General features: G+C 73.1%; 22 protein-coding genes. 13 read left to right on the forward strand and 9 right to left on the reverse strand.

All coding sequences use genetic code 11. The features are described 5' to 3' along the window. Positions 1-58 precede the first annotated feature (58 nt). Genes purN through AB0J40_RS36105 form a run of 3 tightly spaced genes read left to right on the forward strand, consistent with a single transcriptional unit; the run spans position 59 to position 3,015 of the window. Entirely contained in the window at positions 59-676 is a 618-nt protein-coding gene (gene purN / locus AB0J40_RS36095) for a phosphoribosylglycinamide formyltransferase (protein WP_364462424.1), read from the forward strand. Next, positions 666-2,228, forward strand: coding sequence for a bifunctional phosphoribosylaminoimidazolecarboxamide formyltransferase/IMP cyclohydrolase (gene purH / locus AB0J40_RS36100; RefSeq protein ID WP_364462427.1), 1,563 nt, complete (start codon positions 666-668; stop codon positions 2,226-2,228). The genes purN and purH overlap by 11 nt, the downstream gene beginning before the upstream one ends. Positions 2,229-2,256: 28 nt before the next feature. Further along, a complete protein-coding gene (locus AB0J40_RS36105) occupies positions 2,257-3,015 on the forward strand; it encodes a hypothetical protein (protein ID WP_364462429.1) in 759 nt (252 codons plus the stop codon). On the opposite strand, the gene AB0J40_RS36110 is transcribed toward AB0J40_RS36105, so the two are convergent. Both AB0J40_RS36110 and AB0J40_RS36115 read right to left on the reverse strand, forming a co-directional pair. After that, positions 3,012-3,761: a hypothetical protein gene (locus AB0J40_RS36110; protein ID WP_364462432.1), complete on the reverse strand. Its 750-nt coding sequence runs from the start codon at positions 3,759-3,761 to the stop codon at positions 3,012-3,014. The two genes, AB0J40_RS36105 and AB0J40_RS36110, sit on opposite strands and share 4 nt — an antisense overlap. 68 nt (positions 3,762-3,829) lie before the next feature. Then, positions 3,830-4,297, reverse strand: coding sequence for a GNAT family N-acetyltransferase (locus tag AB0J40_RS36115; protein ID WP_364462434.1), 468 nt, complete (start codon positions 4,295-4,297; stop codon positions 3,830-3,832). Positions 4,298-4,352: 55 nt separating this feature from the next. Between AB0J40_RS36115 and AB0J40_RS36120 the strand changes: the two genes are divergently transcribed. The 5 genes from AB0J40_RS36120 (at position 4,353) to AB0J40_RS36140 (ending at position 11,181) form a co-directional block, all read left to right on the forward strand. Beyond that, positions 4,353-4,913, forward strand: a complete 561-nt coding sequence (locus AB0J40_RS36120) for an HD domain-containing protein (RefSeq protein WP_364462437.1) — start codon at positions 4,353-4,355, stop codon at positions 4,911-4,913. A 154-nt stretch (positions 4,914-5,067) separates the two neighbouring features. After that, positions 5,068-5,772, forward strand: a complete 705-nt coding sequence (locus tag AB0J40_RS36125) for a hypothetical protein (protein WP_364462440.1) — start codon at positions 5,068-5,070, stop codon at positions 5,770-5,772. A gap of 97 nt (positions 5,773-5,869) precedes the next feature. After that, on the forward strand, positions 5,870-7,432 hold the full coding sequence (locus AB0J40_RS36130; protein WP_364462577.1) for a DNA polymerase Y family protein: 1,563 nt from the start codon (positions 5,870-5,872) through the stop codon (positions 7,430-7,432). Between the two features lie 2 nt (positions 7,433-7,434). Further along, positions 7,435-7,875, forward strand: a complete 441-nt coding sequence (locus AB0J40_RS36135) for a hypothetical protein (protein ID WP_364462443.1) — start codon at positions 7,435-7,437, stop codon at positions 7,873-7,875. Beyond that, the gene (locus AB0J40_RS36140) at positions 7,876-11,181 is read left to right on the forward strand and encodes an error-prone DNA polymerase (RefSeq protein WP_364462446.1); all 3,306 of its coding nucleotides are present in this window, start codon (positions 7,876-7,878) and stop codon (positions 11,179-11,181) included. It begins immediately after the preceding gene. Here AB0J40_RS36140 and AB0J40_RS36145 read toward each other — a convergent pair. From AB0J40_RS36145 to AB0J40_RS36155, 3 genes are read right to left on the reverse strand one after another with little or no spacing between them, the layout of a single operon-like run. Next, on the reverse strand, positions 11,174-11,902 hold the full coding sequence (locus tag AB0J40_RS36145; protein ID WP_364462449.1) for a methyltransferase domain-containing protein: 729 nt from the start codon (positions 11,900-11,902) through the stop codon (positions 11,174-11,176). The genes AB0J40_RS36140 and AB0J40_RS36145 overlap by 8 nt on opposite strands. 31 nt (positions 11,903-11,933) lie before the next feature. Then, positions 11,934-12,362: an acyl-CoA thioesterase gene (locus tag AB0J40_RS36150; protein ID WP_364462452.1), complete on the reverse strand. Its 429-nt coding sequence runs from the start codon at positions 12,360-12,362 to the stop codon at positions 11,934-11,936. After that, positions 12,331-13,140, reverse strand: a complete 810-nt coding sequence (locus AB0J40_RS36155; protein ID WP_364462454.1) for a helix-turn-helix domain-containing protein — start codon at positions 13,138-13,140, stop codon at positions 12,331-12,333. The genes AB0J40_RS36150 and AB0J40_RS36155 overlap by 32 nt, the downstream gene beginning before the upstream one ends. Positions 13,141-13,219: 79 nt before the next feature. Here AB0J40_RS36155 and AB0J40_RS36160 point away from each other — a divergent pair, with 79 nt between their 5' ends. Both AB0J40_RS36160 and AB0J40_RS36165 read left to right on the forward strand, forming a co-directional pair. Continuing rightward, positions 13,220-13,678: a VOC family protein gene (locus tag AB0J40_RS36160; RefSeq protein ID WP_364462457.1), complete on the forward strand. Its 459-nt coding sequence runs from the start codon at positions 13,220-13,222 to the stop codon at positions 13,676-13,678. Between the two features lie 21 nt (positions 13,679-13,699). Further along, the gene (locus tag AB0J40_RS36165) at positions 13,700-14,287 is read left to right on the forward strand and encodes a pentapeptide repeat-containing protein (RefSeq protein WP_364462459.1); all 588 of its coding nucleotides are present in this window, start codon (positions 13,700-13,702) and stop codon (positions 14,285-14,287) included. A gap of 42 nt (positions 14,288-14,329) precedes the next feature. Here the strand turns inward: AB0J40_RS36165 and AB0J40_RS36170 are convergent, their stop codons facing one another. Beyond that, entirely contained in the window at positions 14,330-17,389 is a 3,060-nt protein-coding gene (locus tag AB0J40_RS36170; RefSeq protein ID WP_364462462.1) for a glycohydrolase toxin TNT-related protein, read from the reverse strand. Positions 17,390-17,612: 223 nt separating this feature from the next. On the opposite strand from AB0J40_RS36170, the gene AB0J40_RS36175 reads away from it, so the two are divergent. After that, positions 17,613-18,479: a bifunctional methylenetetrahydrofolate dehydrogenase/methenyltetrahydrofolate cyclohydrolase gene (locus AB0J40_RS36175; protein WP_364462465.1), complete on the forward strand. Its 867-nt coding sequence runs from the start codon at positions 17,613-17,615 to the stop codon at positions 18,477-18,479. Continuing rightward, positions 18,476-18,799, forward strand: a complete 324-nt coding sequence (locus AB0J40_RS36180) for a DUF3017 domain-containing protein (protein WP_364462468.1) — start codon at positions 18,476-18,478, stop codon at positions 18,797-18,799. Before AB0J40_RS36175 ends, AB0J40_RS36180 begins: the two co-directional genes overlap by 4 nt. Here AB0J40_RS36180 and AB0J40_RS36185 read toward each other — a convergent pair. Both AB0J40_RS36185 and AB0J40_RS36190 read right to left on the reverse strand, forming a co-directional pair. Then, positions 18,796-19,977, reverse strand: coding sequence for an MFS transporter (locus AB0J40_RS36185; protein ID WP_364462471.1), 1,182 nt, complete (start codon positions 19,975-19,977; stop codon positions 18,796-18,798). The two genes, AB0J40_RS36180 and AB0J40_RS36185, sit on opposite strands and share 4 nt — an antisense overlap. A 182-nt stretch (positions 19,978-20,159) precedes the next feature. Further along, complete coding sequence (locus AB0J40_RS36190) at positions 20,160-20,483, reverse strand: metalloregulator ArsR/SmtB family transcription factor (protein WP_364462474.1); 324 nt, start codon at positions 20,481-20,483, stop codon at positions 20,160-20,162. A 107-nt stretch (positions 20,484-20,590) separates the two neighbouring features. On the opposite strand from AB0J40_RS36190, the gene AB0J40_RS36195 reads away from it, so the two are divergent. Continuing rightward, a complete protein-coding gene (locus AB0J40_RS36195) occupies positions 20,591-21,757 on the forward strand; it encodes an MFS transporter (protein ID WP_364462477.1) in 1,167 nt (388 codons plus the stop codon). On the opposite strand, the gene AB0J40_RS36200 is transcribed toward AB0J40_RS36195, so the two are convergent. Beyond that, entirely contained in the window at positions 21,754-21,942 is a 189-nt protein-coding gene (locus AB0J40_RS36200; protein WP_284745509.1) for a DUF1918 domain-containing protein, read from the reverse strand. The genes AB0J40_RS36195 and AB0J40_RS36200 overlap by 4 nt on opposite strands. Positions 21,943-21,964: the final 22 nt, after the last annotated feature.

Below are 21,964 nucleotides of genomic sequence, written 5' to 3' on the forward strand. Positions count from 1 at the left end.
AGCGCCGTGCGCCCGGCTGCGCACCGCCCGCGGCAAGGAGCCCGCTCTGTCTCAACGGTTGGAGCTGCCCACCCCGGTGAAGCTCGTCGTGCTCGCGTCGGGCTCCGGCACCCTCCTGCAGGCGGTGCTGGACGCCACCGCGCGGTCCGGCTTCCCGGCCAAGGTCGTCGCCGTCGGCGCCGACCGCACCGGCATCGAGGCGCTGACCCGCGCCGAGCGCGTGAGCATCCCGTCGTTCACGGTCCGCGTCGCCGACCACCCCGACCGCGCCGCCTGGGACAAGGCGCTGAGCGAAGCCGTCGCGGCCTACGAGCCCGACCTCGTCGTCTCCGCGGGGTTCATGAAGATCCTCGGGAGCGAGTTCCTCAGCCGCTTCACGGTGATCAACACGCACCCGGCGCTGCTCCCGTCGTTCCCCGGGATGCACGCGGTCCGCGACGCCCTCGAGGCCGGCGTCAAGGTCACCGGCTCGACCGTGCACTTCGCGGACGCCGGGGTCGACACCGGGCCGATCATCGCCCAGGAGGCGGTCGTCGTGGAGCACGACGACACCGAAGACGTCCTGCACGAACGGATCAAGGCCGTCGAACGCAGGCTGCTGGTGGAAACGATCGAGCGACTCGGCCGCGGTGGCTGCACCGTGGACGGACGAAAGGTGACATTTCGTGAGCACTGACCTGGGACGGCGCCCGGTCCGCCGGGCGCTGATCGGCGTCTCGGACAAGGCGGGCCTGCTGGACCTCGCGACCGGCCTGCACGCGGCCGGCGTCGAGATCGTCTCCACGGGCGGCACGGCGAAGGTCATCGCCGACGCCGGTGTCCCGGTCACGCCGGTCGAAGACGTCACCGGCTTCCCCGAGTCGCTCGACGGCCGCGTCAAGACGCTGCACCCGCGCGTGCACGCCGGCCTGCTCGCCGACCAGGGCAACCCCGACCACGTCGAGCAGCTGCGCAAGCTGGAGATCGCGGCGTTCGACCTGCTGGTCGTGAACCTGTACCCGTTCGAGCAGACGGTCGCGTCCGGCGCGAGCCCCGAGGACTGCGTCGAGAACATCGACATCGGCGGCCCGGCCATGGTCCGCGCGGCGGCGAAGAACCACGGCAGCGTCGCGGTCGTCGTCGACCCGGCCCGCTACGGCTGGGTGCTCGAGCGCGTCGCCGACGGTGGCTTCGACCTCGACGACCGCAAGCGCCTCGCGGCCCAGGCGTACGCGCACACGGCGTCGTACGACATCGCCGTCGCGTCCTGGTTCTCCAACGTGTACGCGCCCGCGGACGACTCCGGCTTCCCCGAGTTCTCGGGCATCAGCTGGGAACGCGGTGAGGTGCTGCGCTACGGCGAGAACCCGCACCAGAAGGCCGCGCTGTACAAGGGACACCGGGCCGGCCTCGCGCACGCCGAGCAGCTGCACGGCAAGGCCATGTCCTACAACAACTACGTCGACACCGACGCCGCCCGCCGCGCCGCGTTCGACTTCGCCGAGCCCGCCGTCGCGATCATCAAGCACGCCAACCCGTGCGGCATCGCGGTCGGCGCGGACATCGCCGAGGCGCACCGCAAGGCGCACGCGTGCGACCCGGTCTCGGCCTACGGCGGCGTCATCGCGACGAACCGCCCGGTCAGCCGCGAGGCCGCCGAGCAGATCGCCGAGGTCTTCACCGAGGTCGTGCTGGCACCGGACTTCGACGCCGAGGCACTGGAGATCCTGCAGCGCAAGAAGAACATCCGGCTGCTGAAGCTGCCGGTGATCGAGCACCCCGCGCCGATCGAGTTCCGCCAGATCTCCGGCGGCGTGCTCGTGCAGACCGTCGACGCGATCGACGCGCCCGGTGACGACCCGGCCTCGTGGACGCTGGCGACCGGCACCCCGGCCGACGAGCAGACCCTGCGCGACCTCGAGTTCGCGTGGCGCTCGCTGCGCGCGGTCAAGTCGAACGCGATCCTGCTCGCCGCGGACGGCGCGACCGTCGGCGTCGGCATGGGCCAGGTCAACCGCGTCGACTCGTCGCGGCTGGCGGTCTCGCGGGCGGGCGACCGGGCGAAGGGCTCGGTCGGCGCGTCGGACGCGTTCTTCCCGTTCCCGGACGGCCTGGAGGTGCTGATCGAGGCGGGCGTCCGCGCGGTCGTGCAGCCCGGCGGCTCGGTCCGCGACCCCGAGGTGATCGCGGCCGCGGAGAAGGCGGGCGTCACGATGTACCTGACGGGAACGCGCCACTTCGCGCACTGATCCCGCGCGCTTCGAGAGGGAGGGCTCGATGCAGCAACCACCACCACCGCCGTACGGGCAGGGACAGCCGGGCTACGGGCAGCAGGGGCCGTACCCCCAGCAGCCCGGCTACCCGCCGCCGGGGTATCCACCGCGGGGCCACCCCGGTTACGGCCCCGGCTACGGCGCGCCGATGCCGCCGCCGAAGAAGAAGCGGACCGGGCTGATCCTCGGGATCGCCGGCGCGGTGGTGGTGCTGCTCGGCGTGGGCATCCCGGGTGCGATCTTCGCGGGCGACTACTTCGCGAGCACCGGCGCGGCACCGTCGTCGTCGCCGGTGCCCGCCGAGTGCCAGGTGCCGGCCCAGACGCTGGAGAAGGCGGGTTTCCCGAGCTTCGCGGTGGGCGGCCCGGGCGCCGCGAACCTGCCCGGCCTGAAGCAGGTCAACTGCAGCTGGAAGCCCGGCCCCGACGAGAACGTCCGCGACGCGACGCTGAGCGTCCGGCTCACGGCGTACTCGGGGGAGGGCGCGCGCGAGGGGGCGAACCGCCTTTACCAGCCGATCGCCCCGGCGGTCCCGCCGACGGAGGTGAAGGGCCTCGGCGACAAGGCGACCCTGGTCCGGCTGGTGACGCAGAGCGCGTTCAGCGGGTCGGAACTGCACATCCTGAAGGGCACGACGGTCGTCATCGTCGAGGTGTCCGGCTGGGACAAGGGCTTCTTCTCGAACTCGCCGATGCCGCAGCAGGAGACCGACGACGCGGTGAAGGCGGTCGGCGCGGAGGTCGTCAAGAAGCTGGGGCGCTAGGCGGGCACGGGCAGCGTCTTGCAGAGCGCGACCGGGAACTTCGGCTCCGCCGCCCGGATGTCCGCGCAGCCGGCCGTCTTGACCTGCGCGAACGACGTCCAGCCCGTGCCGCCCCAGCGGAAGACCGCGCGGGCGGGCGGGTCGGTCTGGCGCAGCAGGAGGTCGAGGACCAGCCAGTCCGGGTCGCAGGCGCGGGTGGTGCCCGCGCTCTCGGCGCCCGTCGCGGACACCGCGGCGCCGATCCACGCCGGGTCGCAGTGGTCGGCGGGCGGGGCGCAGGTGCCCTGGGGCGCGCAGTGGCCCCAGCCGGCGCCGAGCTTGTGCCAGGCGTTGCCGTTGTCGCCGTTGAGGATCACCGTGCGGTCCGCGACCGGCGCCGACGTGGTCAGCCGCAGCTCCGCGGGCACCTTGTCCTGGCAGCCGCCCGCCGCGGGCCGCGTCGAGTAGACGACGTCGGCGCGGACGTCGGTCTTGGTCTCCACGACCTGCTCGATCCGCGGCTCCCGGACGCAGCCGGGGTCCTTGCCGGGCAACGCGACCTGCACGAACAGGCTGACGTCGTCCTGGCCGGGGCGGATCCCGGTGACGTCGGCGCGGAAGGAGCGCCACTCCGCGCCCATCGTCGTCGGCCCGGGTGCCGCGGCCCCGGCACCGGGGACACCGCCGCCCGCCGTCAGCACGACGGCTGCCACCGCACCGGCCGCGACCAGCGCGCCGGCGGCCCACAGAACCGGCCGTTTGGTCATCGCCCACCCCCAGAAGTCCACCGGGCAATCTAGCCGACGCCGCAGCGTCAGGCGGGCGGACCGGGTTATTAGCGGTGTGTGACGTCCTTCTCGAGGTACACCGCGCCGCTGATGTGCCCGCCGGCCGCGGGCGCGTCGGTGAGCCGGTAGCCCGCGCGCTGGTAGAGCGTGATGTTGCGGGTGCTGCGGGCCCCGGTGAAGAGGGCGAACCGCCGCGCTTCGGCGGGCGCCTGCGCTTCGGCGTGCTCGAGCAGCCGGCGGCCGAGCCCGCGCCCGGCCAGGTCCGGCGCGACCATCAGCCTGCCCAGCTCCCAGCGGTCGCCTTCGAGCCGGGCCCGCACGGCGCCGACCAGCCGGTGGTCCTCGCGCAGCACCCACACCGACCAGGTCTTCGTCCAGTCGCGGACGTCTTCGAGGGTCTCGTGCAGCGCGGGGATGTCGAGGGTGTCGTTGAGGACGGCCTCCTGGACCCAGCAGCAGCGTTGCAGGACGAGCAGTTCCGGGCAGTCTTCGGGCCGGGCTTCGGTGAGCTCCACGGGAGTGTGTCTAGCGAGCGGGGTCCGGCGCGGGCAACTTCATTACCGTGGCGGGGTGATCGATCTGCTGCGCGCCGCGCTGGACGCCCCGGGTTTCGCGCCGCTGCCCCCGCGGGCGCGTGAACTGCTGGAGACGCTGGACGCGCCGCCGCGGCTGGGGGCGCACCTGCGCGTGGTGCACGACGTCGCCGTCGCGCTGACCGCGTGGGCCGCGGACCGCGTCGCGTTCGACGCCGGCGCCGTGCTGTTCGGGGCGGCCACACACGACATCGGGAAGGTCCGGCACCCCGAAGAGCTGTCCGGGCCGGGGTCGGCGCACGGGCCGGCGGGGTACGCGTTGCTGCTGTCGCACGGCGTTCCCGAGGGCCTGGCCCGGTTCGCCGGGACGCACGGGTCCTGGTCCGCGCCGGACGCGACGGTCGAAGACCTGCTTGTGAGCTTGGCGGACAAGGTGTGGAAGGGGAAACGGGTGCCGGACCTGGAGTCGCGGGTCGCGGGGCTCTTGGCGGGCGAGCCGTGGGAAGCGTTCCTGGTGCTGGACGACGAGCTGTCCCGGATCGCTTCGGAGGCCGACGCGCGTCTCGCGTTCCAAGGTGCCTACCCCACCAGTGGGTGACTTGACACCTCGGGCGGTTAGCGGTTGACTTGTTCACGTCGAACACCTGTTCGACGTGGAACCGCCGCCTTCCCCGCGGCGAACCAGTGCCGTCGGTCGTGTTTTTGGGAGAGGCCCGACCGCCGGCCTAGTCCGTGGTGGGGAGGTGCGTGCGGTGACCGCTGTGGTGGAGCCGCCGGTGGCCCGGCTGGCGGCCCTGCCCGGGGTCAGCACGGCGAGCCGGGTCGCGGTCCAGGCCGAGCGTGCGCGGGTGACGGGAAGGGTGCTCCCGGTCGCCCCGGCGCTGGCCGGGCTGCTGCCCGCCGCCGGGCTCCGGCGCGGGAGCACGGTCGCGGTCCACGGGGGGACGTCGCTGCTGCTCGCGCTGCTCGCCGAAGCCACCGCCACCGGGTCGTGGGCGGCCGTGGTCGGCATGCCGTCGCTGGGGCTGGCGGCGGCGGCCGAGTACGGCGTCGACCTCCGCCGGGTGGCGCTGGTCCCGCGGCCGGGAGCCGAGCTCCCGGCGGTGGCGGCCGCGCTGCTCGACGGGGTCGACCTGGTGGCGATCCATTCGGAGACGGTCCAGGCAGCCGTGGCGCGGCGGTTGTCTGCCCGGGCGAGGCACCGAGGGGCGGTGCTGCTGACGTTCGGTGCGTGGCCGGGGGCCGACGTCGAGCTGTCGTGCCGGTTTTCGGCGTGGGCCGGGCTCGAGGACGGCTACGGGCACCTGCGCGAGCGGGAGGTGACGGTGCGGGCGCGCGGCCGGGGGGCCGCGGCTCGCCCGATGACGGCTTCGGTGGCGCTGCCCGGGCCGGGCGGGTCGCTCGCTCCTTCCTCCGCACCGGTCGCCGTTCCCCTTCGCGACGAGGCGACGGCATGACGGCCGTTCGTCCACTGTGGACTGGCTGCGCCGGTTCTCCCGGGGAGGTCGGATGACTGTCCCGTCGCCGCGGCGGTCCGGGGAGCTCGCCACCCGGATGCTCGTCCTCTGGTGCCCGGACTGGCCCGTCGTCGCCGCGGCGGCCGTCGGTGGGGTTTCCGTCACCGCGCCCGCCGCCGTCTTCAGTGCCAACCGGGTCGTCGCGAGCAATGCCGGGGCCCGGCGCAACGGTGTCCGGCGGGGGATGCGGCGGCGGGAGGCCCAGTCGAACTGCCCGGACCTGGCCGTCTTCGCCGCCGACGACGGCCGGGACGCCCGGCTCTTCGAATCCGTCGCGCGGGCGGTCGAAGGCCTCGTCGTCGGGGTCGAAGTCGTGCGGCCGGGGCTCGTCGCGGTCCCCGTCGACGGCGCCGCCGCGTACTTCGGCGGCGAGCACGCCCTCGTCGAACGGCTCGTCGACGAAGTGTCCGCCGCGGCCGGCGTCGAGTGCCAGGTCGGCGTCGCCGAAGGGCTCTTCGCCGCGACGCTCGCCGCGCGGTGCGGGGAGTTCGTCGAACCCGGGCGCGTCGCCGAGTTCCTCGCCCCGCTGCCCATCACCGAGCTCGACCAGCCCGGCGCCGACCGCGCGGAGCTCGTCGACCTGTTGCGGCGCCTCGGGTTGCGCACCCTCGGCGCCTTCGCGGCACTGCCGGAACGCGACGTCGTCAACCGGTTCGGCGCGGCCGGCGTGCTGGCCCACCGGCTGGCGCGGGGCCGGTCCGAACGCCCGCCGCTGCGGCGGAGCCCGCCACCGGAGCTGACGCTGACCGAGGAGTTCGACCCGGTCGTCGAGCGGGTCGACGTCGCCGCGTTCCTCGCCAAGGGCCTCGCGTCGCGGTTCTGCGCCGCGCTCGCCGGCCACGGCCTCGCCTGCACGCGGCTCGGCATCTACGCGGTCACCGAAGAAGGCGAACACCTCGGCCGCGCGTGGCGGTGCGCGGAACCGCTGACGCCCGCCGGGGTCGCCGACCGCGTGCGCTGGCAGTTCGAAGGCTGGCTGCGCGCGGCACCGGGGCAGCGCCCGACGTCCGGCGTGGTGCGGCTGCGGCTGGAACCCGAGGAGGTCGTCGAGGGCCGGTCGCTGCAGCTCGACCTGTGGCAGAACGGCGGAACCGAGGAGGACGACGAGCGCGCGGCGCGGGCGTTCGTCCGGGTCCAGGGCCTGCTGGGGCCGGAGGGCGTGGTGACACCGCTGCTCGACGGCGGCCGCGACCCGGCGGGCCGCGTCCGGCTGGTGCCGTGGGGCGACCCGCGCGAGCCGTCGACGCCCCCGGACGCGACCTGGCCCGGACGGCTGCCGGCCCCGTCCCCGGCGACTGTCCTCGACCGCCCGGTGCCGGCCCAGGTGGTCGACGCCGAGGGCAACCCGATCGGCATTTCGGCACGCGACCGGCTGACGGCGACCCCGCACGCCCTGAGCATCACCGGCGGCCCGCGGCGGGAGGTCGTGGGCTGGGCGGGGCCGTGGCCCCTGGCGGGCGACCGCCGAAGAACGGGCCCCCGCCGCGCGCGGCTGCAGCTGCTGCTCGCGGGCGAACCGGACGACCCGCCCGAGGCGGTGCTGCTGCACTGCGCGGGCACGGAAAATCCACTGTGGACGGTCGAGGGAGTGTACGACTGAGCATGGACGAGGACTACGCACGCAAGCTCCGGGCCTGGTTGAGCGCCGAGCCGGAGGCAACCCCGCGCCACCCGGAGGAGGAGCGCGAGTGGCTGCGCGAGGTACCGGCACCGCAGGCGGATCCGGAGAGGTGGACGGTTCGCGGCCGGCTGCCGAGGGAGCCGGTCGATGAACTCGAGGAAGAGTGGGTGTGCCCGGTCATCGCGCTGCCGGTCCCGCGAGCCTCGGAAGAGAATGGCTGCCGCATGAGCGGGCCCGGCGAAGCGACCGCCGACCAGTCCGGCGCCAGTGAACCCGCCGAGCGTGGGCAAATCCGCCACCTGCCCACCAACCCACCAGGCATGAGCGAAGCCGAAGCCCGCAGCCGCTGGAACCACCCCAGCAACTGGCACCGTCGCCGCCGGGAAGCGCCGATCGATCCCGACCAGCCCGGGAGCCGCTGAATGGGCTGGAACAACCCACCCGTCCCCTGGAAGGACCTCGCCCGCACCCTCGCCGGCGGGGTCCCTCCCGGTGACCACGGCGACAGCCCCGCCTGGGGCCGCCGGCGGGAGGCCTACCGGCGGCCCGGCGACCTCCCCACCCGGCGCAACGACGATGGCGGCGAAACCGTCCGCGTCCCCTACGCCGAACTGCACTGCCACTCCAACTTCAGCTTCCTCGACGGCGCCAGCCATCCCGAAGAGCTCGTCGAAGAAGCCGCGCGCCTCCAGCTCGATGCCATCGCCCTCACCGACCACGACGGCATGTACGGCGTCGTGCGCTTCGCCGAGGCCGCGCGGGAACTCGGCGTCAACACCGTCTTCGGCACCGAGCTCAGCTTCGGCCTCACCAATCCCCAGAACGGCGTCGCCGACCCCGAAGGCGAACACCTCCTGCTCCTCGCCCGCGGGGACCAGGGCTACCGGGCCCTCTGCCGGGCCATCACCGCCGGCCAGATCCACGAAAAGGCCGAAAAGGGACGGCCGATCTACGACCTCGGCGCCGTCGCCGAAGAGGTCGCCGGGCAGTGTGTCGTGCTCACCGGCTGCCGCAAGGGTGCCGTACGTTCCGCTCTCGTCACGGACGGCCCGAGAGCCGCCGCGGAGAAACTGAAGGAACTGACCGATCTCTTCGGCCACGACAACGTCTACGTCGAGCTCACCGACCACCGCCAGCCGCTCGACAGCACGCACAACGACGTCCTGACGCAGCTCGCCGGAGAACTGCACCTCCCCACCGTCGCCACCACCGCCGCGCACTACGCCCGCCCGGAACGCGCCCCGCTCGCCGACGCCCTCGCCGCGATCCGCGCCCGGCGCGGCATCGACGAGCTGGAGGGCTGGCTGCCCGCGGCCGGCACGGCGTTCCTGCGCAGCGGCGCCGAAATGGACGTCCTCTTCCGGCGCTACCCCGGGGCCGTCCGGCGCTCGGCGCTCCTCGGCATGGAATGCGCGTTCCCGCTCAAGCTGATCGCGCCGAAGCTGCCGCCGTTCGACGTCCCGGAAAACGAAACCGAAGCGACCTACCTCCGGAAGCTCACCGAGAAAGGCGCGGAGGAACGCTTCAAGGGCAAGCCCCACGAGAAAAAGGCGAAGCAGCAGATCGAGCACGAACTGGCGATCATCGAGAAGCTCGGCTTCCCCGGGTACTTCCTGATCGTCTGGGACATCGTCCGGTTCTGCAACGACCACAACATCCTCTGCCAAGGCCGGGGCTCGGCCGCGAACTCGGCCGTCTGCTACGCGCTCGGCATCACGAAGGTCGACTCGGTGGCCAACGAGCTGCTCTTCGAGCGCTTCCTCGCCCCGGACCGCGACGGCTACCCGGACATCGACCTCGACATCGAGTCCGACCGCCGCGAGGAGGCCATCCAGTACGTCTTCGAAAAGCACGGCCGCCTCAGAACCGCCCAGGTCGCGAACGTCATCACCTACCGCGCCCGGTCCGCCGTCCGCGACGCCGCCCGCGCCCTCGGCTACTCGCCGGGCCAGCAGGACGCCTGGAGCAAGCAGATCGACCGCTGGGGTTCGTTGCGCAGCACCGAAAAGGACCACGACCACGACATCCCGGACGAGGTCGTGCAGCTCGCGTTCGCCCTCGAGGACTTCCCGCGCCACCTCGGCATCCACTCCGGCGGCATGGTCATGTGCCACGAGCCGGTGAGCCAGGTCGTTCCGGTCGAGTGGGCGCGGATGGAGAACCGCAGCGTCATCCAGTGGGAGAAGGAGGACTGCGCGGCCGCCGGGCTCGTCAAGTTCGACCTGCTCGGCCTCGGCATGCTCTCCGCGCTGCACTACATGCTCGACCTCGTCGAGGAGCACAAGGGCGAGAAGATCGACCTCGCCGAGCTCGACCTCACCGACCAGAAGGTCTACGACATGCTCTGCCGCGCCGACGCGATCGGCGTGTTCCAGGTGGAGAGCCGGGCCCAGCTGGCGACCTTGCCGCGCCTGCGACCCCGGGAGTTCTACGACCTCGCCGTCGAGGTCGCGCTGATCCGGCCGGGCCCGATCCAGGGCGGCTCGGTGCACCCGTACATCCGCCGCAAGCAGGGCCGCGAGGAGTGGAGCTACGACCACCCGCTGCTGAAGAAGGCGCTGCACAAGACCAAGGGCGTGCCGCTGTTCCAGGAGCAGATGATGCAGATCGCGCTGGACGTCGCGAACTTCACCGCGGCGGAGGCCGACCAGCTGCGGCACGCGATGGGCTCGAAGCGGTCGGACCGGAAGATGGAACGGCTGCGGCAACGGTTCCTCGAAGGCGCCGCCGCGAACGGCGTCGAAGACGAGCTCGCGCAGAAGATCTTCCTGAAGCTCAAGGCGTTCGCGAACTTCGGCTTCCCGGAGAGCCACGCGCTGAGCTTCGCGCACCTGGTGTTTTCCAGCGCCTACTTCAAGCTCTACCACCCGGACGCGTTCCTGGCCGGCCTGCTGCGCGCGCAGCCGATGGGCTTCTACTCACCGCAGTCGCTGGTCGCCGACGCGCGGCGCCACGGCGTCACCGTGCACGGTCCCGACATCAACCGCAGCCTCCCGCACGCCACCCTCGAAGCCGGCACCGGGAAGTTCCACGATGTGCGCACCGGGCTGAGCACCGTCCGGATGATCGGCGAAGACGTCGCGAAGCGGATCGTGGCCGAGCGGCTCACGAACGGCGACTACACCGACATGGCCGACGTCGCCCGCCGCGTGCGGCTGACGACCCCGCAGATCGAGGCCCTCGCCACGGCCGGTGCGTTCGCCGGGTTCGGCGGCGACCGGCGGCAGGCGCTGTGGACCGCGGGCGCCGTCGCGGGGGAGCGTCCGGAGAAACTGCCGGGCCTGGTCGGCGCGCACGCCCCGACGCTGCCCGGGATGGACGGGCTCGACCTCGCGGCGGCCGACGTCTGGGCGACCGGGGTATCGCCGGACAGCTACCCGACCGAGTTCATCCGCGACCGCCTCGACGCGCTCGGCGTCGTCCCGGCGAGCGGCCTGGCCGACCTCGACGACGGCGCGCGCGTGCTGATCGGCGGCGCCGTCACCCACCGCCAGCGCCCGGCGACCGCGGGCGGGGTCACCTTCCTCAACATCGAGGACGAGACGGGGATGGTCAACGTGATCTGCACGCTCGGGCTGTGGCAGCGCTACCACCGCGTCGCGCGCGCCAGCCCGGCGCTGCTGATCCGCGGGGTGGTGGAGAAGGCCGACGGTGTCGTGAGCGTGCTCGCCGACCGCGTCGAGGCGCTGCCGATGCGGATCAAGGCGAAGTCGCGCGACTTCAGGTGAGGGGCCGCCGGGCGATCGTGATGATTTCCGGGCTCGTGCCGGTCACCGGTGTCCGGTCCCAGTAGCCGTACTGCTCGTCGACGACCAGCCCGGCTTCCTCGACGAACCTGTTCAGGGAAGGGACATCGAGGAAGCGCAACGTGCTTTCGCTGTACTGCGGCGCGTCCCACTGAGGGCTTTCGTACGTCGTCGTGAAGCTGACGTACCCGTTTTCGAACGGCCCGGCGTCGTTCCAGGACCGCACCTCGCCGGCTTCCCAGACGTGGTCGGGCGTCCAGCGTTCCCAGCCGCGGGCGGCCGGGTTGCGCGTCTCGAAACCGAACCGGCCGCCCGGCTTCAGCGCCCGGTGGACCGCCGCGAACGCCGTGCGTAACTCGTCGTCGGTGAGCAGCACCTGGAACGCGTGCCCGGTCATCACGGCGAAGTCGAACTCGCCGTCCCAGGAAACCCCGGACAAATCGCCGTGCACCCACTCGATGTCGTCGCGTCGGCGGGCCTGGATGAGCATGCCCTCGGCGGGGTCGAGCCCGACGAGCCGGCCTTCGTGGCCGGACTCGCGCGCCCAGTGCAGCAGGGACCCGGTGCCGCACCCGACGTCCAGCACCGAGTCCGCCGCCATGATCATCGGCAGGTAGAACGCGAAGTCGCCGCTGCTCTCCCGCGGGTTCAGCGCGTCGTAGAGCGAGGCGAGGTACGGGTCGACGTAGTCGTGGTCGGGCACGGCGCCACCGTAGTCAGCGGGCCGGAAAAGATCACGCGGTTTTCGGCTTCAGGCCGAGCAATTCCGGGTGAGCCGCCAGCTCCTGCCAGTACGCGCCGGGGTTCGGCAGCAGCCGTCGCCGGTCGAGGTCCAGCAGTCCCGACACCGACGACACCGAGGCGACGAGCGTGCCGTCCGGCGCGTGGAACTCCTGCGTCACCCGCGAGGTTTTGCCTTCACCGTAGGAGAATTCGCAGCCGACCGTGACCTCGCTGCCGGGGACGAGCTCGCGGTGGAACCGCACGGTCGTCTCCAGGTTCACCGGGCCGATCCGGCGCGCGGCCAGCTCGGCCGGGTCGATGCCCGCGGCCTGGACGCACACCCAGCGCGCGTGGTCGGCGTAGGCGAGGTAGGCCGGGCCGCGGACGTGGCCGTTGACGTCGAGGTCGTCAGCGCGCACCGCGATGGTGACTCGGAACATGCGCCCGATCGTTGCGCGCGTCCGCCGCCCGCGTCTGGAACTTTTCGGCCACCCGCACGAGCGCGGCGGGGGAGGAGCCGGACAGGCGGCGGCATTCGCGGCCGAGGTGCGACTGGTCGGCGTAGCCGAGCCCGGCGGCGACGCCGGCCAGCGACGCCCGCCCGGCCGCGAGGGGCTCCAGGAGACGCAGGAACCGCTGGAACCGCCGGACCCGGTGCAGCTGCTTCGGTCCGGCACCGACGGCGTGGACGAAGTGCCGCCGCAACGAGCGTTCGCTGATCCCCACGGCGAGGTCGGACGTCCGCGCGGCTGTACCCAGGGATCGGACGGCGGCCAGCACCCGCGGGTCCGGCGTCGCGCCGCGGCGGGCGACGAGCGACTCCAGGATTCCGCGTTGTGCCTGGGGATCAGCCGCCGCGAGCTGCTCTTCGGCGAGCCGGGCGGCCGCGCCCCAGAGGTCGCTCAGCCTGGTCACCGCGGCCAGTTCCGGCATGGCCGTGCCGAGCACGGCGGCCGCGGCGCCGCACCGCAGCCGCACGCCGACGCGCGCCGCCGCTGCCGGGACCCACAACCGCAGGGGCGCCCCGACGGTGACGACCACCGTGAGCGCCTCGCCGTCCCAGACGAGGTCCGCGCAGCCGTCGGGCAGCACGCGCAACGGCCGCGCCCAACCGGTGCTCCCGTGCCAGCCGCAGGCCACGACGTCGGCCAGCGCGGCGGGGGGCGCGTGTTCGCGGTACACCGACCGCGCCGCCACCGGCCGCAGCGGAACTCCCATGAGCCCAGTATGCAGCGGTCAGGAACTGTCCTATTTCGATCTTAGGGTCGGGGCCACACCCGAACTGGAGGAGGAAATCATGGTTCCCGAGGGCTACACGACGGTCACGCCGTGGATCATCGGCCGCGACACCGCGGGCCTGCTCGACTTCCTGAAGCAGGCGTTCGACGCCGAAGAACTCGCCAGGGTCGTCGGTGAAGACGGCAAGATCGGCCACGCCGAGGTCCGCATCGGCGACGCGGTCGTGATGGCCTTCGACTCGCCGGACGGCTGGGCCGAGACCCCGGCGTTCCTGCGGCTTTACGTGCCGGACAGCGAAGAAACCCAGCGGCGCGCGATCGCGGCCGGCGCCACCGAGGTCACCCGCCAGACGGTGCTGTTCTTCGGCGACCGCGTCGGCCGCGTGCGCGACCCGTTCGGCAACCTGTGGTGGATCCAGACCCGCTTGGAGAACCTGGACGAGGCCGAGATGGCACGCCGCGCGCAGCTGCCCGAGTACGTCGAGGCGATGAACTACGTCCAAGGCATGCGGCCCTGACCGGTGTGGCACCCTGGGGCCGTGCTGGAGACGGGGGAGGACTACCGCGAAGCGGTGTTGTCCGGGCAGTGGTGGGAAAAGCGGCGGTTCACCGGCTGCGACTTCACCGGGGCGGACCTGAGCGGGCTGCGGACGCGTGGCTGCACGTTCGACGACTGCGTGTTCAGCCGCGCCGACCTTTCCCGCTCGCGGCACGACGCCTCCGCGTTCCGCTCGTGCACCTTCGACCGCACGGTGCTCGTCGAAAGCCGCTGGACGTCGTGCTCGCTGCTCGGCTCGTCGTTCGCCGACAGCGGGTTCGGCGGCATCGCGATCACCGAGTGCGACCTCTCGCTGGCGTCGCTCGCGAAGGCGCGGCTGCGTCGGCTGGGCCTGTCCGGCCTGCGGTTGCGCGAAGCCAACCTGACCGAAGCGGACCTCACCGGCGCCGACCTGCGCGGCAGCGACCTGACCGGCGCGCGGCTGCAGGGCGCCAAGTTCGACGGCGCGGACCTGCGCGGTGCGCGGCTCGACGCGAACGCCCTGGTGCAGGCCGATCTGCGGGGCGCCGACGTCGACGTCGAGACCGCGATCGCCTTCGCCGCCGCGCACGGGCTCGTCATCCGCTGAAACCACGAAGGCCCCGGCAGCGCCGGGGCCTTCGAAGCGGACTCAGTCGATCGGGGGTTCGCCCGGGTCGAGCTCGATGAGGTCGCCCTCGGCGAGCAGCTCCTCGATCGACGCCGGGAGCAGGTACGCCGACCCGCCGCCCGGCTGGTTGAACCACGGGATCGCGACGCCGGCCAGCGTCTCCAGCGGCCGCTGCACGCGGTAGACGTGGTACGGCCGGTTCACCCACTCGGGCACCAGCGACCGCTCGGCGAACGGCGTGCCCGCAGCGTACGTCAGGTTGCCGTTCGGGCCGCCGAAGCGGTCCAGCTCACTGCCCGCGGGCAGCTCGCGCAGCTCCTTGCCGCGGAAGAGCGTCAGCGGCGGCTCGCCGGCCAGTGGCCCGATCGGCCACTGCTGCTGGCCACCGCCACCCCCGCCGTTGACGGCCGGGCGGGCCGGCTCCTCACGGCGCGGCGGAGCGGGCGGGGCGGCCGGCGGCACCGGCGGGACACCCGGCTGCACCGGAGGGGCCAGCACGGTCGGCGCCGACGGCGGCTCGCGCCGGGGCGGCGGGGGAGCCACGGGCGGCGGACCGGCCTGCTGCTGCGCCAGGGGCGGCGGCCCGGCCGGGACCGGCGCGGGCGGAGCGGGCTGGCGCGGCGGGGCCGGCGGTTCGTCGTCCTCGAGGTCGCCGAAGAGCTCCTCGGCGCTCGTGAACGCGGTCTGCTCCTGCGGGGGCACCGGGTCCGGCTTGCGGACCGGGTACGACCCGGTCGCGACCTCCGGCGACAGCGTCGCGACGACCCGCTGCGGCGCCGGTTCCGGCTCGGGCTCGGGTTCCGGTTCGGGCTCCGGCTCGGGCACGTGGCCCTCCGGGTTGAGCAGCAGCTTGCCGAGCATGAACGCGGCCGCGTCCTCGGCGTCGCCGAACACCGCGGGGTTGCTGAGCTTGCCGTCGTACCAGCCGACGCGCCAGCCCTCGTCGACCTGCTCGACGCTCCAGCCGTGCTCGGCGGGTTCGCCCAGCTTGTAGCCGCTTTCCGGGACCTCGAGCTCGTCCAGCTTGGCCTGCAGCCCGGCGAGCACGGGGTGGTCCGGGGTCTCGCGGCGCAGCGCGCGGCGGCCCGAGCGGGGCGCCGCCGCCGCGGGCGGCTGCGCGGGCTCGGGCTGGGCCTGGGGCTGCGGGGCCGGCGGCTCCGGCACCGGCAGCACGCCGGGCACCTCGGGCTGGGTGATCATGGTCGGCGGGCCGGGGTCGAACGCCGGCTGCTCCTCGCGCCGCGGCGGCTGGAACCCGGCGTGCGCGGGCTCCTCCTGCCGGGGCCGGCCGGGTTCGAAGGCGGCGTGGGCGGGTTCTTCTTGCCGCGGCTGGCCGGGTTCGAAGGCGGCGTGGGCGGGTTCTTCTTGTCGCGGTTGGCCGGGTTCGAAGGCGGCGTGGGCGGGTTCTTCTTGTCGCGGTTGGCCGGGTTCGAAGGCCGCGTGCGCGGGTTCGTCCTGCCGAGGCTGGAACCCGGGCGGCTCCTCGTCCGCATGGCCCTGGAAGCCAGGCGGCTCCTCCTCGCGGGCCTGGAACCCCTGGGGTTGCTCCGCTCCGCGGCCCGGGAAGCCGGGCTGCTCTTCCTCGTGGCCCTGGAACCCGTGCGACGTCTCGTCGTGGCCCTGGAACCCGTGCGGCGCATCGTCGCGGCCCTGGAACCCGCGCGGTGGCTCGTCGTGGCGTGGCTGGAACCCGCCGTGTTCCTCGTCCCGCTGCGGCTGGAACCCCGCGTGCTCCTCGTCCCCGTGCTGCTGGAAGGCGGCCTGCTCGTCGGCTTCGCGGTGCGCGGAGTGCTCGTCGTCCGGGTGCGGGCCGTCGTGCTCCTCGTCCTCCGGCTCGCCCGCCCGCGGGGCGTCGAACGCGGCGCCGTCGCGCGGCTGCTCCTCGTGCCCGATCGGCTGGTCGGGGACGTACTCCGCGGTCTCCTCGAGGTCGGGCACCCGGCCCGGCTCCGGCGACGTGCCGTTCGAGCCCGCCGCGTGCTCGTACTCGCCCTCGCCGTAGGAGTCCTCCTCGGCGAAGCGGTCGTCGAACTCCCGGTCGTCGTAGGCCTCTTCGGCGAACTCGGCCTCTTCGGCGTAGCCCTGCTCCTCGGCCGGGGGAGCCGCCGGCGCGGGCGGCTCCTGGTGCTGCTGCGGCGGCGCGACGGGCGGCGTCGCGACCATGGTCGGCGGCGGGCCCTGCGGCGCCTGCTGCTGCGGCGGCGGGCCCTGGGGCGGCGGCCCGGCCGGGCGCTGCTGCTGGGGCGGTGGCTGGTTGCCCCGGGTCAGGTACGCGCCGGCGGCCTGCAGCGTCGGCTCGTCGACCGGAGGCAGCGTGAACCCGACCGCCCGGACGTGCTCGACCAGGTCCAGTTCGGGCGAAACGCCGTACTTGCGCAGGTAGAAGTTGACGGCGGCGGGCCAGATCCACTGGCCGTCGCTGTGGAAGGCGACCGGCACGGTGGCCTCGGGCGTCGCGGCGAGGCGGTCGATGTCGTACCCGCGCTCGGTGACGACCAGCGGCGCGTGATCGAGGTACTCCAGCAGCCGGTCCTGCTCCTCGACCTCGAGGTCGGGGCGGTTGATCACCGGACGGCCCGCCGGGCCGATCGTGTCGAAGATCCGCGCGATCCGGAAGTGCGGCCCCGGCTGCTCCGGGCCGAGCCCGGACATCCGCCGGATCAGCCACTCGGGCACGTTCTCCTCGGTGCGCGGGAACATCCGCAGCTCGTCGGAGTAGGCCTGCGGCGGCGGCGCGAGGTTCCACACCGGCTCGTCGCGGTTGTACTCGAGGTTGTAGCTGGACGGGTGGTCCAGCTGGTAGCGCGCGTTGAACCACGTTCCGCGGCCGTCGCGGTACATACCGCCGCGCAGCCTGCCGAACAGGGTGGCGATGTCGTGGGTGGCGAGCCACTCGTGGACGGTGCCGTCCTCGGTGACGATCTCGCCGGTCAGCTCGTGGTACCTCCCGACGGCTCGGTACTCCGCGGTGACCTTGCGCCAGTCGCGCGGGGCGGCACGGAGCAGGGCAAGGCCGATCTGCTTGACCAGGGTGTCCTGCTCGGTCGCGTTCAGCTGCGTCGTCGGTTGTGCCACCCGCACATTTTGACTGTTCGCGCGCGCGTGTGCACCCCGCATGTGGGTTTTGCCGCTCGGCGACCCGGCGGCACCCGTTCTGACCTCGCGTGATGCGAAGTGCGGTAGATCACAGCTTGATCGCGGCGAGCGTCGCGAATGGACCGTGTGGGGTAGCGGCCAGTCTACGGGCAGCGACCACCCACGCCTGGAAGCGACGCGCGGGGGTCGCTTTGCCAGAATGGGGCCCGTGACGGCGAAGATTCTCGACGGCAAGGCCACCAAGAACGCGATTTTCGCGGAGCTCGAGCCGCGCGTCGCGGCGCTGGCCGCGAAGGGGGTGACGCCGGGCCTGGGCACCGTCCTGGTCGGCGACGACCCCGGCTCCCACTCGTACGTGCGGATGAAGCACGCCGACAGCGGCAAGATCGGGATCAACTCGATCCGCCGCGACCTGCCGGCCGACATCTCCCAGGAGAAGCTCGAAGCCGTCATCGACGAGCTGAACGCCGACCCGGCCTGCCACGGCTACATCGTGCAGCTGCCGCTGCCGAAGCACCTCGACGCGAACCGCGTGCTCGAGCGGATCGACCCGGAGAAGGACGCCGACGGCCTCGCGCCGGTCAGCCTCGGCCGGCTCGTGCTGGGCCAGCGGGGCGCGCTGCCGTGCACGCCGTACGGGATCATCGAACTGCTCAAGCGCCACGGCGTCGAGCTGAACGGCGCGCGCGTCACCGTGGTCGGCCGCGGCATCACCGTCGGCCGCACGCTGGGCCTGCTGCTGACCCGCCGCAGCGAGAACGCCACCGTGACCCTGTGCCACACCGGCACCCGCGACCTGGCCGCCGAGGTCCGCCGCGCCGACATCGTGGTCGCCGCCGCGGGCGTGCCGGGGATCATCACGCCGGACATGGTCGCGCCGGGCGCCGCGGTGCTCGACGTCGGCGTGTCCCACGTGGACGGCAAGCTCACCGGCGACGTCCACCCGGGAGTCGCCGAGGTCGCCGGCTGGATCTCGCCGAACCCCGGCGGCGTCGGCCCGATGACCCGGGCGATGCTCGTGAGCAACGTCGTCGAAGCGGCGGAGCGCTCGGTCCAGGGCCTTCAGGGCCGATGACGATGACCGAGGACCGGCGGGACGTCCACGACCGCCGGAGCAGGCAGTCCCGGTTCACCCAGCTCCCGTTCACGGCGGTGCTGCTGGTGGTGGCCGTGGCCGCGCTGCGGATCGTCCAGTACCACTGGCGGGAGGGCGCGGCGCTGATCGGCGCCGCGCTCCTCCTCGCCGCGGTGCTGCGGGCGGTGCTGCCGACCGCCAGGGCCGGGCTGCTCGCGATCCGCGGCAAGGTCGTGGACATCGTGACCTACACCGGTCTCGCGGCTGCGGTGCTGTACGTGGCCCTGACGATCATCGGCGGCCCGTTCGCGTCCTCTTAGGACGCCATCGCGAGTTCACGCCGTTCGGCTTTAGCCTCGCGACGGTCGAGCGTGCCGGAGACGATCGCCAGGGACAGGCCGAACACGGCCAGCAGGGCGCCGACCCAGTTGGGGGCGACCAGGCCGAGCCCGCCGGCGATCACCAGCCCGCCGAGGTACGCCCCGATCGAGTTGGCGATGTTGAACGCGGACTGGACGGCGGCCGACACCAGGGACGGAGTGCCGCCCGCCTTCTCCATGATCCGCGCCTGCATCATCGGGCCGATCATGAACCCGGCGACGCCGACGAAGAAGATCGTGATCGCGGCGCCGACCTTGCCCTGCGCCGTGATCGTGAAGATCCCGAGCACGCAGGCCAGCGCCAGCAGCGCCGCGTACAGGCCCGGCATCAGCGCGCGGTCGGCCAGGCGGCCGCCGAGCAGGTTGCCGATCGTCATGCCGACGCCGGCCAGGGACAGCAGCAGCGTGACGTTCGACGGCGAGTAGCCGGCGACGTCGGTCAGCATCGGCGTGATGTAGGACAGGCAGGCGAACACGCCGCCGAGGCCGAACGTGACGATCGCCAGCGCGAGGTGCACCTGCGGCCGCTTGAACGCACCCAGCTCGCCCCGCAGCGACGCGTCGGTGGGCTTGCCCTGGTGCGGGACCAGCTTCCAGATGGCCGCCGCGGCGATCAGGCCGATGACAGCGACGACGCCGAAGGTGGCGCGCCAGCCGACCTGCTGGCCCAGCAGCGTCCCGAGCGGCACGCCGATGACGTTCGCCAGGGTCAGGCCGAGGAACATCATCGACACGGCCTTCGCGCGCTGGCCGGGGCCGACCAAGCCGGACGCGACGACCGCGCCGGCGCCGAAGAACGCGCCGTGCGGCAGGCCGGCGAGGAACCGGAACGCGACGCCGAACTCGTGGTTGGGCGACAGTGCGAACAGGCCGTTGCCCAGCGTGAACAGGCCCATCATGGCCAGCAGCATGGTCTTGCGCGGCAGCCGGACGGCGACCGCGGTGAGCAGCGGGGCGCCGACGACGACGCCGAGGGCGTAGGCGGAGATCAGGTAGCCGGCGGTCGGGATGTCGACGCCGAAGTCGGCGGCCGCCTGGGGCAGCACGCCCATCATGACGAACTCGGTGGTCCCGATGCCGAAAGCTCCGATGGCGAGCGCGAGCAGCGCGACGGGCACGGCACTCCTTCCAGGTGGGTAAACGATTACTCTGCCGATCTCTGGATCGGTTCAGTACAGGGGCATAAATAAAGACAGCCAATCGGCCCCAGCGCCGTGAGCTGCCTATGCCCAGTTCAACAAGCGAGGGGGGCGGTTGTCATCCCGATATCGGGTGACGATCCACACCGTAACGGGCGGGCTCAGCGCTGGGCGGCCAGAACGCCGTCGAGCAGGCCGGGGAACAGCGCGTCGAGGTCGTTGCGGCGCAACGAGTTGAACCGGGTCGTCCCCTCCTGGCGGCCGGCCACGACCCCGGCCTGGCGCAGGATGCTCAGGTGGTGGGTGATTGTGGACTTGGTCACCGGCACAGTCAGCGCGCCGCAGGAGACCTCCGTGCCGCTCGCCGCGAGCTGGCGCACGATCGCCAGCCGCACGGGGTCGGCGAGGGCGCGGAGCACGCCTTCGACGGTGATCTCCTCCCGCGTGGGCATGACGATCGGCGGCAGGGTGACGGACTTGGCCATGAGCTCATTGTACGACGCCGATCGAAATTGTCGGAGGGACGTAGTACGGTAGTTGTCGAACTACGACGTTCATCGAACCAATCCCGCTCCGCTTGGGGGACCCACCCATGTCCGCACCCTCGTCCTCGAGGATCTCGGTGCTGGCCTTCGGCGCGTTCGGCGTCGGGACCAGCGGTTACATCGTCGCCGGGCTGCTGCCCGCGCTGACCGGCGAGCTGCACGTCTCGGCGACCGCCGCGGCGCAGCTCGTCACGGCCTTCGCCATCGCGTACGCGGTCGGCTCGCCGCTCTTCGCCGCCGTCACCGGCACCTGGGAGCGCCGGACGCTGCTGGTCGCCGCGCTCGCCGTCACCGCGGCCGGCAACCTGTTCGCCGCGCTCGCGCCCGGGTACGCCACGCTCCTGCTGGCCCGCGTGGTGACGGCGATCGGCGCCGCGGTCTTCACACCCTCGGCGAGCGCCGTCGCGGCCCAGCTGACCAGCCCGGACCGCCGCGGCCGCGCGATCGCGCTCGTGTTCGGCGGCCTGACCGTCGCGCTCATCTTCGGGGTGCCGCTGGGCAGCCTCATTTCGCAGCACCTCGGCTACCGGACGGCGTTCGCGCTGGTCGCCGTGTTCTCGCTGGCGAGCGCGCTGGCCGTGCGGCTGGCGCTGCCGTCGGTCGCCGCCCCGCCGCGGGTGAGCCTGGCCGAGCGGTTCGCCGCGGGCCGCGACCCGCGCGTGCTCGTCATGCTGGCCGTGACGGTCCTCGGCTGCCTCGCCGCGTTCATGGTCTACACGTTCGTGTCGCCGCTGCTGGCCGCGACCGCGGGCCTGCACGGCACGGCGGTCACGGTGCTGCTCTTCTGCTACGGCGTCGGCGGCGCGGTCGGCAACTTCGCCGGCGGCCGGGCGGCCGACCGCTGGGGTTCGCGTGCGCCGCTGCTCGTCGTGACGGCCGCGATCACCGTCGTCATGGCACTGCTGCCGATCGCGACGACGACCCCGATCGCGGCCGGCGTCGCGCTGTTCGTGTGGGGCATGGCGACGTGGTCGTTCAGCCCGCCGGTGCAGCACCGGCTGATCGAGCTGGCCCCGGGCCACGCCGGCCTGGTGCTCTCGCTCAACGCGTCGGCGATCTACCTCGGCGTCGGCCTGTCCGGCGTGGTCGGGGGCGCGGTGCTCTCGTCCGGCGGGCCGCTGGTCCTGCCGGAGGTCGCGGCCGCCCTGACGCTGCTCGCGCTGCTGCTCGTCGGAGCGGCGTGGGGGCGGGTCCGCGAGCCGGTCGCCGCTTAGTCGGCGTGGGCCTGGACTTCGCAGTCGGGCCCGGGGTAGACGAGTGCTTCGTGCCCGTCGGCGAACCGCACCAGGTAGGGCGGGGCGCCGTCGGGCCCGCGGACTTCGAGGATCTCGCCGCGCTGCTCGGCCGATCCGACGGTACGGCCGTGTACCTGGATTTCGTCTCCCACTCCTGCGTGCATGGCCTTCACCTCCGTGTCCAGG

The organism is Amycolatopsis sp. NPDC049691 (assembly GCF_040675005.1).
Lineage (GTDB): Bacteria > Actinomycetota > Actinomycetes > Mycobacteriales > Pseudonocardiaceae > Amycolatopsis.